The 14,661-nt window shown below is 45.7% G+C and carries 11 protein-coding genes; all 11 read right to left on the minus strand.

What is annotated here, in order from left to right; all coding sequences use genetic code 11:
- The 11 genes from BP688_RS11740 to BP688_RS11790 all read right to left on the minus strand — a co-directional run bounded on the left by BP688_RS11740 (position 1) and on the right by BP688_RS11790 (position 14,586).
- Positions 1 to 468, minus strand: coding sequence for a hypothetical protein (locus BP688_RS11740; protein WP_290597201.1), 468 nt, complete (start codon positions 466 to 468; stop codon positions 1 to 3).
- A complete protein-coding gene (locus tag BP688_RS11745; RefSeq protein WP_290623541.1) occupies positions 465 to 1,808 on the minus strand; it encodes an McrC family protein in 1,344 nt (447 codons plus the stop codon). Before BP688_RS11745 ends, BP688_RS11740 begins: the two co-directional genes overlap by 4 nt.
- Positions 1,805 to 4,051, minus strand: coding sequence for an McrB family protein (locus tag BP688_RS11750; protein WP_290597203.1), 2,247 nt, complete (start codon positions 4,049 to 4,051; stop codon positions 1,805 to 1,807). Before BP688_RS11750 ends, BP688_RS11745 begins: the two co-directional genes overlap by 4 nt.
- 128 nt (positions 4,052 to 4,179) lie before the next feature.
- Entirely contained in the window at positions 4,180 to 4,878 is a 699-nt protein-coding gene (locus tag BP688_RS11755; RefSeq protein ID WP_290597204.1) for a class II glutamine amidotransferase, read from the minus strand.
- On the minus strand, positions 4,857 to 5,741 hold the full coding sequence (locus BP688_RS11760) for a tetratricopeptide repeat protein (RefSeq protein ID WP_290597205.1): 885 nt from the start codon (positions 5,739 to 5,741) through the stop codon (positions 4,857 to 4,859). Before BP688_RS11760 ends, BP688_RS11755 begins: the two co-directional genes overlap by 22 nt.
- On the minus strand, positions 5,716 to 7,248 hold the full coding sequence (locus tag BP688_RS11765; protein WP_290597206.1) for an MBL fold metallo-hydrolase RNA specificity domain-containing protein: 1,533 nt from the start codon (positions 7,246 to 7,248) through the stop codon (positions 5,716 to 5,718). Before BP688_RS11765 ends, BP688_RS11760 begins: the two co-directional genes overlap by 26 nt.
- Positions 7,249 to 7,263: 15 nt before the next feature.
- Positions 7,264 to 9,963, minus strand: coding sequence for an AAA family ATPase (locus BP688_RS11770; RefSeq protein WP_290623543.1), 2,700 nt, complete (start codon positions 9,961 to 9,963; stop codon positions 7,264 to 7,266).
- The gene (locus BP688_RS11775; RefSeq protein ID WP_290597207.1) at positions 9,944 to 11,062 is read right to left on the minus strand and encodes a metallophosphoesterase family protein; all 1,119 of its coding nucleotides are present in this window, start codon (positions 11,060 to 11,062) and stop codon (positions 9,944 to 9,946) included. Before BP688_RS11775 ends, BP688_RS11770 begins: the two co-directional genes overlap by 20 nt.
- Positions 11,059 to 12,633, minus strand: coding sequence for an ATP-binding protein (locus tag BP688_RS11780; protein WP_290623544.1), 1,575 nt, complete (start codon positions 12,631 to 12,633; stop codon positions 11,059 to 11,061). The genes BP688_RS11775 and BP688_RS11780 overlap by 4 nt, the downstream gene beginning before the upstream one ends.
- Entirely contained in the window at positions 12,617 to 13,897 is a 1,281-nt protein-coding gene (locus BP688_RS11785; protein ID WP_290623546.1) for a DNA double-strand break repair nuclease NurA, read from the minus strand. Before BP688_RS11785 ends, BP688_RS11780 begins: the two co-directional genes overlap by 17 nt.
- Complete coding sequence (locus BP688_RS11790) at positions 13,882 to 14,586, minus strand: HFX_2341 family transcriptional regulator domain-containing protein (RefSeq protein ID WP_290597210.1); 705 nt, start codon at positions 14,584 to 14,586, stop codon at positions 13,882 to 13,884. The genes BP688_RS11785 and BP688_RS11790 overlap by 16 nt, the downstream gene beginning before the upstream one ends.
- Positions 14,587 to 14,661 lie beyond the last annotated feature (75 nt).

Raw genomic sequence — 14,661 nt, forward strand, 5'->3', positions numbered from 1 at the left:
TCACTCCATCGCATCTTCAATGAAGTCTTTCAACTGCTGAACTGAAAGCGGGATCATCATGTAGGGCTTAGCTTCAAGTCTTTTCACGGCAAGGTAGAAAACGTGATCCATTCTATGCTTTACCGCCGGGATTAAAGCTGCTGCAACGAGGGCTTTTCTGCCAGGTGTTATGTCGATTGCGATGCTGCAACCCTCCTCCCTTAACTTTTTCACGAGACTGCTGATTTCTCTCCCAGCGTTTACGAAGTCTGCTTCTTTGATTACGTGAGTGTGGATCTCAGGTTTGAAGCCGAATTCCTCGCTTAGAATCTTAAGCCCTTTAACAACTTTGTCCAGCTCATTTGCATAGACATCTTCGGCGAAAACGTGGATTACGTCTGGATAGTAGGCTTTTTCCATGAGCACTGCGTAGTAAGTGTTGATTAGGGCCCAAGTTGAGCGTCCAAGGATCGTTATGTAGGCTTTCATTCTTCCACCATAGCGCTAAGCGCCCTGCAGAGGTCTCCTACGAACTTATTCCAATTAGAACCTAAATCTTCAGAAAGTGGTATTGTCCTAATGTACACGTCAATTTCATCCCTAAGTGTTAGTTTTCCTTCTATCTTCTCGTTTAGCTCTTCTGGATAGAGTAGTAGCACTTTTTTTACTTTTTTGACTTTTTTGGCTTCTTTGGCTTCTAACGCCTTACAGTAAACGTACATCTGGTAGAGGTCCTGCTGAGCGACTCCGAGTTTTCTATCGCTGGGATCGAGCAGCTTGTATTTCGTGTCAATTATATAGTGCTCATTTTCAGCTTTAATGACAATATCGGGCATCAATTTGAACATTTTTGGACTCGTTACGAGGTGTCCGATTTCGTGCTGTATAAGCAAATCGCAATCGCCAAAAATTACTCTGTGTAAACCCTCAGTCCTTATCACCTCCGCAATGAACTCCTCAAACAGCTTTTCCATCGGAAAGAGGATTGAGAAAAACTCTATTTCAGATCCTTGCAGCGATACCGAGCTATTGCTCAAGATCAGCTCGCAGAAGTATATATACGGCTTAAATTCCGAGTTAAGTCTGTTGAACGTTATGCGTCTTACGTAATCCACATTGACTGGGGATAAGCTCACGGGATCGAGTACTGCCAGAATCTGCTTTAAAAGCTTGTAGTTTTCGCGATTTTCAACTTTTCTGCTGAGAAGGTAAGAGACGTACTTCAGAGTTCTGTTTATTCGCGTGTCCATCGATCTCTCGTAGAATGTACATGGAATTAAATGCAGCCTCGCTGGATTTGAGCCGTACTTTCTGGCATCGATTTTTCCTTTGACGTACCTCAACTCGTCGTACTGTCTAACGTAATCTGCGTCTCTTTTGCGGTTGAGGAGTCTGAGCAGGTTACTGGCGAAGATGTAGACGAATATCTCGAAAAAGTCCTTCTCATATCCAAGAGGAGCCCAATTTACTTCTTTCACCCCGAGTCTGCGAGTGTACTTCAACATCTGAAGCAAGTTTGAAAGAATCGTTTTCCTTTCTTTAACTTCATCAGGCGTCAGAAGCTTCTTTTTGTAGCTTCTCTTTATGAATTTGGGTAGAATTTCTAGTTTGATGTCTCCAAAGCTGATAACGCCTGCATAATTGGATAGTTTGATTCTCCTCCTGCCTATGTTCGCAAATTTAAGTCTATCATTCAACCTTTCGAGTAGCTCGATGGATCTTTCCCGGACGTAGAGCGTACCGTCTTCGCATCCTTCCTCTTCTTCTTCGCCAATTAGTTTGTACTCGAACTCAGTATACTCGAAAGTTGTGACTGTTTTTACTTTCAACCCGACCCCTCTTTTGCGACTGCCTTAAGAGCCTCAATAAATTCCTTTTCTTCGACAAACTCAGAACAACCCTCTTCAACTTTCACGAACTTACTGTTTAAGACTCTCTCCAGCTTTTCTGGACTGTCGTAGAAGTACTCTTGAAGTAGCGGAATGATTTCGTGGTACCAGATGTATTTTAGAGTCTCTTCGGTTTTATTTTTATCCTCGCACTCTTTAAGCTTTAGAAGGTAGCTGTGTCCGATTTGATGATCTCTGTCGTACTCCTTTTTTATCCTCTCGTTAATTGAGTAAAGAACTTTAATAGCGAGCTTTTTAATGTCTTCTGGGCTATCTCTCAAATTTTCTATGTTCCAACTTTTTATTTTGTCAATGGCTTCTATTTCACTTTTGACATTTTCTACTTTAAGCTCAGTAAGGAGGGACATATAGGATGGCATCAGCTCTACAAACCCGAATCTCCTCCTCAAAGCCACATCTATTAAAGCTATACTTCTATCCGCTGTATTCATCGTACCTATAATGTAAAGGTTTGGGGGGACACCAAATTTTGTCTTTGAATACGGTAAAGTTACAAGAATTTCATTCTCAGCGAACAGCCTCTTATCGGCCTCAAGTAACGTTATGAGTTCGCCGAAGATCCTTGAAATGTCTCCTCTGTTTATCTCGTCAATGATTAGGTAGAACTTTGGATAGTCTCCTGCTTCAAGAATACTTTGAATTCGTCTTTTTTCGTCCTCTGTTAGTTCAGGCACTCCCTCTTTTTCCCATCTCTTGTTTCTGTCGATCTCTGCCCTATCGAGAAGCGCATTGTATGCTCTCCTACAGATTTGTTTTAATATTCCGTCCTCAACTTCATAGTAAATCTTGCCATCATTGTCCGTTTTGGGTCTTATCCCTTCAACAAATTCTTCGTAGGAATAGGATGGATGGAAAGTTACAAATTCATAGAAATTATTATCATCGTTCGTTTTTTCCTTCACGTAATTTCGTGCAACCCAAGTTTTGCCCGTTCCTGGTGGTCCATAAAGAATAACTTGTTTCCTCAATTCTAATAGACGCTGTAAACGATCAATTTTCTGTATTTTAACTTCTTGGTCACTATAAAATAAGTCGTCTGTGTATTTATTGAGATAATATGCCGCCTCAAACAAGTTTGATATACCTACCTTGTTTGCTGTAGCTCTTAGCTTCTGTAAGAGATCAAAGAATTCATTAGCACTAATTTCCCACCATCTCACAAATTTTTCCATTTCTTTAACTCTTTTTAGAAGTGCCTGCGGAAGTGTTCCATTTTCCTTCTCGTATCCCCAAATAGGCATAAACAGATCCGGCCTAAAAATTGCCATCCATGTACTTAAAGTGGAATACCTAACATTAAAAGTCGATTGTATGATTTTTTCAGCTATACTTTTTACGTCTTCAAGTTTTTCATTTTCTAACGCATCTATGAGTTTTGAAAAGTACTCGTTGTTCAGAAGATTTAATATGACACTTTTTGGGTCGTAGCCAACACTACCGATGTATCTAAGAAGAAATCTACAATTGGTATGTACATTTCTGGCAAGTTCCAGTACTCTCTCTGCATCTTCATCTGTAAAAGAGGAGCCCTGTCGGATTCTATTTTTTATGAGTTCTCTTATTTTAATAATTGTCTTCTCAAAGTCTCCTTTTACATTTTTCCAATCACCTTGGTGTTTTTCCTTTAATTTCGACAGTATATTTTCGAGGACGTTTGAACCGCCCTCTTCTAAAAATTGCGGAACTCTCACAATCTTATACGATGGCCACCGGGTAATTTTTTCCAAACCGAAAACGTTCGGATCCAATGGCTGAATGTCTTTCCAGTCTACTATTCTAATCCATGTTTTGTACCTGTAGTCGCGCTCATCTTCACAACCCCCTTGTTCCTTGTCATACCAGTCAAACTCTGGTGCAGTTCCATCAGGAGGAGGACGCCTTTCAGGTCCACTTTCAATTTTATCTATCCTGAAAACATAAAGGACTTTCCCTCTTCTCTCTCTCGGAATATCATTTGTTCGTGTAGAAGATTTTGAAATATATCCGAATCCAAGAACATAACCATTTGACTTTATTACACTCTCCAATTTTTTTCTATCATCGCTCTTTATCTCTGTATTTTGTTGCAGCCAAGTCCTACCATATTTTTCAAAGGACTTCTTTAAATTGAGAAACCAATCCCCAGGTCCAATAAAGAAAATTCCAATATTATTGTCAGTCATCTTTTATCCCCCCTCTACATTTGGAGCACAACATTTTTCTAACAATTAAATATTCCTCACTTGGATCATTTATTATAAATTCCCACATTTTCAACCCCCACTGTAATTTATGAGATTTACTTCTCTGATTACCTCAAAATTCTGTCACTCGTAACCAACAACTCTCCATTCAGCACACAAATTACTCTATACTTTGGAATTTCGATCCAGTTCTCATTCGTTAGCTTCTGCGTTGAAATCAGAATCGCTCCTCCGTAATCTTTCTCCCTCTTCAACATGTACATCCTCCGATGGTTGCAGAAGGCAAAGAGAGTATTCGAATCCGAAAGAAGGTAGTTCACCTTACCGCCGTAAGTTTCGAGCAATTTGCGAGTCGCATATTTCACCGCCGGATAAATTCCCCTAAACTCACTCCTCCTCAGGTATTCGTCGATCTTGTCCATCATGAAGGAGAAAGCCCTCGCTGAATCGTTATACCCATCGACGTAGCTCGGATAATCGATGTCTATCGTGCCGTTGTGGGCGAACAGCCAGTCCCTGTTGAGGTATCTGAACTTGAACGGATGACAGTTTTCAGGGCAGATATCTCCGCTCGTGGCGAGCCTTATGTGGGCTACGATGACGTTACTCTTAGCTTGCTGAATGGCTTGCCTGAAGCTCTCGCTGAAGTTCGGATCGTCTGTGTTTCTCACAACCCTCGCATGCGTCTCTTCGTAGTATCCGATGCCCCAGCCGTGCCAGTACGGTTCGTGGTATCTGGCGAAGAGCGGTAAGCTGAAAGTCGCCCTATCCTTCCTGTTGCAGCTTAAGGCGAAGAGTTCGCACATTCATCTAACCTCCTCAAAATCGAGGTCAACTCCACAAACTCCCTCCTGCCAATCTCTCCCCTGTTAAGCAGCTCTTCAATCTTGAAGTAAACCTGCTCTGGGCTTGCAATCTTCAAAGCTCTACCCAGCGATTCCTCGATGTCTACAAATCCTTTATCGAGGGCGATTGCCGATGCTTTGACGTAGAATTCGATCGCCTTGTCGTATTCTCCTAAATCCTGACAACAGAGTGCTACGTTGAAGTACGGAACCGCTCCGCCGCATGGCAGCGCATGTTTGTGCTTCAGAGCTTCAAACAGGTACTTCAGACCCTCATCCGACCTGTAAGTTTCGAAATAGAACGTTCCGAGATTTATTGCCGCTAAAGCGTAGTCGAATTCAAACTCTTTGGATTGTTCATAGAGTTCTTTCACTATCGTGTAAGCGTCTTCAAACATAATTTCCGCCTTTTCCGGCTTTCCATTCTGCACATAAAATATCCCGAGCTTGTTCATTGTGTTGGCAAGTAAGAACGCTCTTTCAGAACCATAAAGCCTGTTCCTCAGGTTGAAAGCTTCGAGCAAGAATTTTTCAGCTCCCTCGTATCCCAAATCTAAATAAAAAGCTCCGATTTCTGAACATACCGCGGCGAGCAACTCTTCATAGCTCGGATCCTCTGCGCATCTCCTCTTAACCTCTCTGTATATCTCAAGTAAGACCTCTTCAACCTTCGCATCCGAATAGCCCAGCTCTCTCACGTATTTTCTGAACGCATCGATCCCGTACTCTCCTTTCTCAAGAAATCCACGAGTGATCTCTGGATAAACCTCTATATCGGATGGTACTCCAAAAAGCAGCTCAGTTAAACTCGATACTTTCGCCATCCTTCAACACCTTCACGTTCTCGAAATTCTCCTCAAACCATCCCGGATTGTCGGTGTGAACGGGGATGATCACGTCTGGGTCCACGCTTTCGATGATCCACCTCAAATCTTCCTTCGACGCATGCCCAGAAGCGTGGTAGCCTTTGATAAACCTCGGCTTAGGTCTGTGTCTCCCAAATACAAGCTCAAAGCCCCTAATATCAAACCCGAATCTCACCAGCCAGTTGTAAAGTCGTAAAAAGTCAAACTCCTGTTCTTCTGTAAATGCTTCGCTCGACGAGTAAATGTAAACACCACCACTGGGCTTTATGTCTAAGAGGTGTTTCATGTCGTTGAAAGAAAAGCAGAGGATGTAACCGCTCTGATTCGTCGCAATCTCCTTAGGATCGATAAAATGCTCCTCCCATTCATTCCTGACGAACTTCTCCCACTTCTCCTTCCTGTCTTTCAGCTCGCAGTATATCGCCAAGCCGTGCATTCTGTCGATCCCATCTGCCTGCTCCAAGGCATGGAGCATGTAGGCATCTTTAGCAGTAATTACAAGCTGCCTGCCAGTCTTCTCGGCGATCTCCTTGAACGTTTCAAGTCTTTCAAAGTTCCTAGGCGAGAAGTCAGCTATTACTAAACCCTTAGCTTCCTCAACTGCCTTTAGGCAGTTCTCAAAAACGATTTTCTCCGATTCATTGTAATCCTCTCTACTAGCCCTCGTCCCCTCTATTATAAGCACACTTGCATCCTTAGCGTTTCTTACGAACTCCCTCGTCTTTTCGGCTTGCCTTCCGTGCGCCCTTATATCGCCAGTATATGCGATGGCAATATCGCCGTAAATTACGTAGGCTGCAGCTCCGTATATGGAGTGGTCGATTTCAAATGCCGCGACATCGTAGCCTAGCTCGGTTTCGTCGATGTGATAAATTGACCCGGGCTGAAACTTCTTCTTCGCCTTTTCATCTTCTCCAGGTCTGGTGGTTAAAAAGGCCATTAGTTCATCGTTTACCTCATCGGTGCAGATGAAGTCTCTTCCCGCATACACCTTGGACTTCTGACTCGTCAAAACCCGATCATCTTCTCCGGGTTTTCGGGGTGAGTAGTAAGCGATCTCCGAACCCAATAGCGAGTGCGACGTATCTCTCATAGCCTTGAGAACTGCTAAGGTCGTAGGAGTTGCAATCACTGGGATTCCCTCATGAAGCAGACCTATATTCCCGCAGTGATCTAAATGAGCGTGGCTTAGCAAAACCGCTTCAACGTTGAGCTTAGGAAATCTCGTGATGTCCACGTCAGATGGAATTAAATCGGTGCGGTACACGTTCAGTTTCGGAATCAGATCGAGGTGCAAAAGGTCGTGAATACCTCTAGTAGCCCTCTCCCTCAAGAACTCTTGAAAGTAGTCGCCGTACTTGGCGAAGTTCATGCCGAAGTCGAGGAAAAGCCCTTTACCACCCTCTTCGACGTAGATTTTATTGCCACCGATTGTCGTCGCCCCATCGTAGATCCTGATCTCCACACCAGAACCTCCCGATTACTCAGCTCCGAAGGATTCGACAAGTCTGACCCTCGAAACCCCATCGATCTTCTCAACCTCGTACACTGTCTGCGCAACCTCCTCAAGCTCTCTGTGGTGTGTGACGATTATCATCTGTGGAACGGCAGCTCCTTCCCCAAAGAAGCTCTTCATGATCTCCACAAGCTCCCTCCTCCTCTCCTCATCGAGGTGCGTAGTCGGCTCGTCCATGATGATCGTGGAGATCCTGCCTGCTAGAGCCTTCGCTATAGCAAGTCGCAGGGCAATGGCAACGGCGACTTTTTCACCGCCGCTTATAGACTTGATTGAAATCTCCCCGCCCTCCTTTATTATCGAGATGTCGAAGTCCTCGTCGACGGAAATGTCTGTTATGTCAAGGTTAAAGCGCTCGACATAGTTCCTCGCATATTCGGATATCATTGGGGCGATTTTCTGCCTCAGCAGCTTCTGAACCCCATCTCTCGAGAAGGCTTTTCTGATTCTTTCAAGATCCGAAACGAATTCCATTACCTTTTCGAGCTCCTTCAGCTTTTCTTTTAGCTCTTCGATTTTCTCTTCGATGGATCTCAGCTCTTCTTCTTTCTCTTTTCTTTGGCCGATCTTATCATCCAGCTTGGTTCTGATACCCGTTACAACACTGCTCGCTTCGTAGAACTTCTTCTCGACTTCCATGTACCTCTCATCGCTGTACTGGAGCTGCTCAATCTCCCTCAAAACGTCCTCTTTTATCGTCAACAGTTCTCTCAGATCTTGCTCAGCTTTTTCAATGTTCTCTCTGATTTCATTGATTGTGTCAGCTTTGAACTTGCAGCCCTCATACTTCTCTCTAAGTCCTTCGAGTTTATCCAAGTCTGCTCGGGGATCTTCTGGCACATAGCCGAGTTCCCTTGTTAGTTCATCCAAGCTGCTGTCCAGACTTTTAATAACTTCCTCGATCTTCAAGAGCTCGGATCTAATTTCCTCCTCCTTCCGCTCCTTTTCCAAAGCTTTCTGGGCTGCGATAAACTTCTCGTAGTCCTCTCTAAGTTCTCTGAGCCTACTCTGGAGTTCATTTAAGTTCTTCCTCAGTTCCTCCAGCTTGTTCAGCTCAGATTGTAGAGATTCTAATTCGTTCTGCAACTTTTCCTTTTCAATTGTTTTGATCTTCAGATTCTTTCTAAGTTCGTCGATTCTCTCAACGTTAATTTCCGATACTCTGCTAATTTCTTCCTCAACCTGTTTCTTCTTCGAATTTAGCTCTTCTAGCTCCTTTTTGACCAACTGTAACTTTTCGGTAAGCTCTCTCCTCTCCTCCTCGAAGTCCCTCCTAACTTTCTCCCTATGCTCGGGTGTGAGTTTGCTCTTACAGACCGGACAAACGTTGGATTCGCCCAGCAGGCTTAAGCACTCATCTATCTCTTTGATTCTTCCTTTTATCCTCCCCTCTTCTCCATCAAGCTCGGACTTTCTCCCTTCAATCTCTGCTTTCTCTTTACTCAGCTTCTTCAACAGCGCCTCCTTGGCCTCAATTGTCGCTTCAGGCAAAATATCTAGAGCTTTGCTTTCGAGCCTGTCGAGCTCGGATTTTGCCTCTTCTATTTCCCGAGAAAGAGATCTGACCGTAGCCTCGATTTCGGCTCTTCTCTTCTCCACATGCTGCAGCCCCTCGATGGTTTTCTTTATTTCTTCAACCCTTTTCTCGCTCTCTGTGTACTCTTCGTAGGCAGCCCTAGTTTCGTCTATTTCCCGCTTATACGCCAGTACTCTGTCGAGTTCATCTGTAAGCCGGGATCTCTCAGCTCCACACTTCTCCTTTTCATTGAGGGTGTCTACATACTTCTTCAGAAGAGGGATCTTTCTGATTTCCGGTTCGAGCTTTTCCATTTCCTCCCTCGCCCTCTCTGCATCCGACAGCTCCTGCTTGAGCCTCTCGATTTCCCTTTTCTTCGACTCTATTTCTTTTTCCGCAGCAGCAAGTCTCTCGTTCAGCTCGTGGTACTTTTCTTTCTTCCTTCTCCAATCGTTCAGTTCATCTTCGGCCTTTTTCAGATTTTCTTTAGCTCTTCTCAACTCTTCACCCAATTTTTTGATTTCTTCATTGAGCTCTTGCATTTTCCTAGCAATCTTCCTTCTTTCCTCCTCCGCGAGCTCTAGTTCCCGTTTTACGACCTTGTAGTCCTTTGCTTTTTCTTCGAAGTGCTGTATAACATCGTGCATGTTCTGCCAGGCCTTTTCTAACTTGTCCAGACCGATAAGCCTACCAATTAGATTCTTCCTTTCCCTTGGATCGGCGTCTATTAGGCTTGTTATCTCACCCTGCCTAATAAATATCGAGTTCATAGCTGTATCTTTGTCCATCCCGAGGATCTTCGAAATCTCCTGTAGGACTTCGTTCGGAGTCGTTGCAATCGGTCCGATGTCACTTCTGTAGAGGGTAGCTTCCGAACCTCTCTTCCTTCTAACACAATGAACTGCGTATTCCTTTCCGTCCGCCTCGAACGTCAGTTCGACTTCTGCTGAATTTGCACCGCTCCGTATGAGGTCCTCGAACCTCTCCCCCCTCGTCCTTTTTCCAAATAGGGCGTACACTATGGCATCGATTATGGATGTCTTTCCAGCGCCATTGGGGCCAACGAGAACCGTTACGCCCAGCGGAAACTCGACTTCGGTGTTGGCGTGCGAAATGAAATTTGTGAGCTTAACTCTCTTTATTATCACCTTCCACCACCTCCTCTAGAAACTCCTCTGCAACCTTCTTTGCCCCTTCAATGTCGTCCTGAGAGAGGCGCTCGAAAAGGTTCATCGCAAGCTCCGTGAACTCGTCGCTGCCGAGATATTCACGCATGATCGATTTGAGGTCTATCGACCCTTTCGGCAGCTCCGGCGGCGAAGGCTGGCTTAGGTCTCTGAAGGACGGCTTGAAGCTGAGAACTTTGTCCTTAAGAAGCTCGCTTAACCTCTCGATGGCATACTGCCTATTTACGTTCTCACCTTTAATCGTTATGTGGAGGATTGGGGGCTTAGGATAGTTCACGAAGTTCAGGACTTCCTCGAGGTTGTCCTCTTCAACCTCAACCTCCAGCTGAGGTCTGATGTCGAGATTAACTTCGTGGATCGTTACCTCATCTCCGTCGAGATCTACCAAGTAGAATCCCTTGCCTTTCTTGCTCCAAGAGCTTATCTCATCTTTCCTGATTATCTCGGTTGAGCCGGCATAGGCGAGATATCCGTCGCCGAATCTCGCCGCAATCCTTGAGTGCAAGTGCCCTAAAGCGTAATATGTGGCTTTTCTCGGCAAGTCGTCCTCCTTCAGCTCATAGGCCCCCTCAAATGGCAAGTATCTCTCTATTGCCTGATGAGCTATAAGCACGGACTTTTCGTATTTCTCCGCAATTGCATCAAACTTCTTGAACTCCTCCTTAAGAAGCTCCACACCTCTCCCCCTGAGGTTTGAGATGCCTGCAATCAGAACCCCATTAACCTCTTCCCACTCAAGCCTTCCAACCCCTAAAACCCTAATGTCGAAGAGCTTGTGGGGAGGCATACCCCTTCTTTTCGGCACGTCATGGTCGCCGAGAATCGTGTACATCTTCATCTTTCCGTCAATCTTTCTCAATGCGTTCTTAAACACGTAGAGGGCTTTAATTGGCGGAGTCGGCGAGTCGAAAAGGTCTCCCGAGTGTATGAGCACGTCCGCTCTCTCTTCTATAGCTTTCTCAATGGCTTCGTTGAAAGCTTCGTAGAAGTCGTTTTCCCTCTCATCGAGGTTGTACTGCCTGTACCCCAAATGAGTGTCGGATATGTGGGCTATCCTCATTCAAAACCCTCCACGATGCTTCTTACCTTCTCAATCTCCTCTCTAATAATCTCATTTCTCGATCTCTCTTCTTCCTCAGCCTTCCTCAGAGCTTCTCTGAGCTTTTCAACGACATTTATGTCGGCCCCGCCTTCTTCAGTTTCTCTCTGCCTGATCCTCACCATAACTGGGGCTCTGGTTACTTCACCAACAATGACGGCCTCACCGACATTCAGACCGGGCAAATCGCTCAGCAAACTCTCGCTCATCCTCTCAGAACTGTTTCTAACCGCCCTCTGGTCTTCAGGATTCGTCATGCGCATCACTATCTGGCTGTTGCACTGGCTCAAAGCGTCGGGATCTATCTTATAGGGTCTCTGAGTGATAAGCACGAGAAAGACTCCAAACTTCCTACCTTCGGCGGCGATCCTCTTTATTATTCTCTTTGCAAAAGTCTCCTCCTTATTGGGAACGAACCTGTGTGCCTCTTCGATAAACACGAAGACTGGGTAATCATACTCACCCTTTTCCCGTTTCCCGTAAATCTCGGATAGAATTCTGAACGCGACGTAATCCGAGACCCTGTCGTCAAGTCCAGATAAATCTACAACGGCGACGTGTTTGGGCTTTAGTAGCTTGCCGATGTCCGTCGTGACAGATCCGAAGACACGCATGCTTGAGAGTTTCTCGACGTAGTTGATGGCTCTAAGGGAATCTTTATCTCCTCTCTCCTCGAGCTTCTTCAGCAGGTCTTCGAGGTTGTAGCCCTCTCCGAGATCCTTTATGGCCTCTCTCAGACTCTTCAGTATGTTTGTGTAACTCTCTCTTATCCCGCAGATCGTGGCAATTTCTTCGACGCTTAGATCCGAGAACTTCACCTCGTACGTGTACACCCTGCTGACCTGCGAGACATCATATCTCCCTGTGCTTTCCGGCGTTCTAAAAACGCTGACCCTATCAGAAAACTTACTCCCATCCTTCTTGCGCGAGAGACGGACATAATCGGCGTGCGGATCGATAACTACTATCGTCGCCCCCTTCTTGAGTAGCTCTTCTATCAGCACCCCCGCCGCATAACTCTTCCCTGCCCCCGTCTGAGCTAGAATGGCCAGATGTCTCCTGAACCCTCTGACGCTTATTCTCACTGGCACGTCCTGCCTCGATATCAAATAGCCGATGAAGAGCCCCTCGTCCTCAGGGTACGAATAAAATTCTTTGAGGACGTCGGTGGGCGCCCTGTAAACGTCCTCTCCAGGATAGACTGCCCTTCTCGGCTGAAATACCTCACCTTCGTAAATGAAACCGAGAACTCTCGCCTTGGCCAGAACCCTCGGCTCAACAAGACCAGCTTCCCTTATCTTTTCAACAGCTTCCAAACTCATAACCCGGCTAAGAGCTAAGCTCGTGGACTGGATTGAGTCTATCTGGGCAACGACGTCTACCTCAACTTCTTCACCGCCGATGATTTCCTTAGATTTGACCATCACGTACTCCCATCTCGGCGGATACTCGTCCTCGTCAACTATGAAGAGAAATTCAGTCGGGTTAGCATCTCCAACAACAAAACCGATCCTCTCAAGGGAATCGGACACGCCTATACCCCCTCGATGTTATAAACACCCCAACAATTTCTTCGAACTTCTGGAGGTACACGTTCTCGAAGATCTCCCTACTCAGCCTAACTCCGTCATCGGCAGCTTTTAGCCAGATGTTGTAGTTCTCAGGACCGCAGTAGCCTGCAGATATCAATCTAAGAATATCGCTGACATCAACGCTCGCGTCTTCGGGCCACCCTACTTCGAACAGCGTTTTGTCTATCCCTAGCTGCCAAGCCGGAACGTCAATGCGCATAGGCGTATCGTTTAAAGATGGTAGAATGTGGAAGGAAACGATCGCCGGCATTCTCGGAATTCTCTGTACCACTTCCACCGCACGATCCACGAACTCTTCGCTGCGTGAGCACATGGGGAATTGAGCTCTCACATACGCTTCTGGATCTCTTAGGATCTGCTTTACGGCTCTCCTCCATCTCGCGGAAGCGCCGAGAAGGAGTGGGGTCGTGTATCCGGCGCATCCCGCAAATTCCAGAATGAGCTGAAAATCGGGCTTCTTTGATATCAGCTCTTCGACAATTCTTTCAAGGAACTCAATGTCTGAGTACTCGCTTTCTAGCTTACGCAGCGCAGCTCTTTTATTGTCGAGGGCTAAAGATAGCAGGTCTATGATCTCGGCCTCGTTCAGCCCGAGCTCGTCTTTAAGTCTGAGCGCCAGCTTCATGAGCAGAAATTCCCTAAAAAAGGACGTTCTGCTCTCCTTGCCTATGCCGATTATTTGAACTCCAACCCTTTTACACCAGTCGAGGAGCTCTAGTAGAGTCTCAAAGTAGTCGAGCATGAAGGCTCTATCCCTTGCGAAACCCGTTTCCAAAGGTAGATGCGCCACTCTGCCGTAGATCGACCCGTCGAAAAGTATGTAACCGGAGAACCCATCTTCCAAGGCTTTCATCGCCACCCTATGTTCCAGCCACTCCATCTTCCTGCTTACGACCGTCGACTCCTCCAGAGTGTCAGAAACGTAGTCGAAGTCTGCGATCAGCTCCCTGTACCTAACTCCTCTCGCAACTCCGAGAGCCCTGACAACGTAGAAGACTCCGCCGTTAGCAGTCGAAATTCGCCTTGAACTGCTGTCTATTGCGAGGACTGAGAAGTCAGAAGGTGATGATGCGAAAAGCTGCGCTTCCACCCAGTACTCTCTAAAGATATCTCTGAGATCGAGCTTCGAAGCTGAATAGTCGGCTGAAATTCTCTGCTCGTTAGATTTCACTCGTTGAATGTATATGTCTAGGAACTCTGGCATCCCATCGCCTCCGAGAAAATCCTCCCGAGAGGTGTCAATTCGATCCTGACGTTTCTGCCCCTCTTCATTCTCACGACAAAGCCAGCTTTTTCAAGCTTCGAAAGGTGGTGACTCAGCCTTGACCTCTCGCTGAAGAACTCTTTTGATTTCTTCTCCATATCGGGATTCAGCTTTAAGACGAGCTCGTCAAGAGAATTAACTCCGCTGTCAACTGCCGAGAGAATTTGAATCTGTTCCTCGCCTGGAAAATCTATCGGTAGCGTCGGAACCTCAATTATCTCTTCAATGCCAATTTCTTCCTCCTTCTCGTCGTACTTCGGTATGGATGTGACGATCCTTGAACCTGTAACGCAGGCTGCTATGTAAGCAGCTATTGCGACGCTCCTAAGGGAGCCTGAAGCGTTTAGCAGAACGTCTTTACCACGCTCTTTTTCCCTGTTTATCATCTCGACGAGCTGCTTCGCGGCTCTAATAACGTTCCTTTTATCGATTTTCGCTATTTCTACATCGTAAATGGTTTCTAGATCCTTTTTCAGCTCTTCAGCTGTTCTGCGAGCTTTGCTCTCTCCAGGAAGCTCCTCCTCGCCGACGAAGAGGATTATCTTTGAGATTGGTTGTTCTCTCAACGCCCGGATGGATTCAATGAGTTTTTCCTTCTTGTGTCCTACGAACACGAATTGCGTGATCACAATAATTGATTGATTTCATCATACTTAAATTTTTCTTTCAACTAACAGCGATTCGTGTATAGTCCTGAAATTTTT

Origin of the sequence: Archaeoglobus sp. UBA230 (assembly GCA_002507545.1) — an archaeon.
In the GTDB taxonomy this organism is placed as follows: Archaea; Halobacteriota; Archaeoglobi; order Archaeoglobales; family Archaeoglobaceae; genus Archaeoglobus.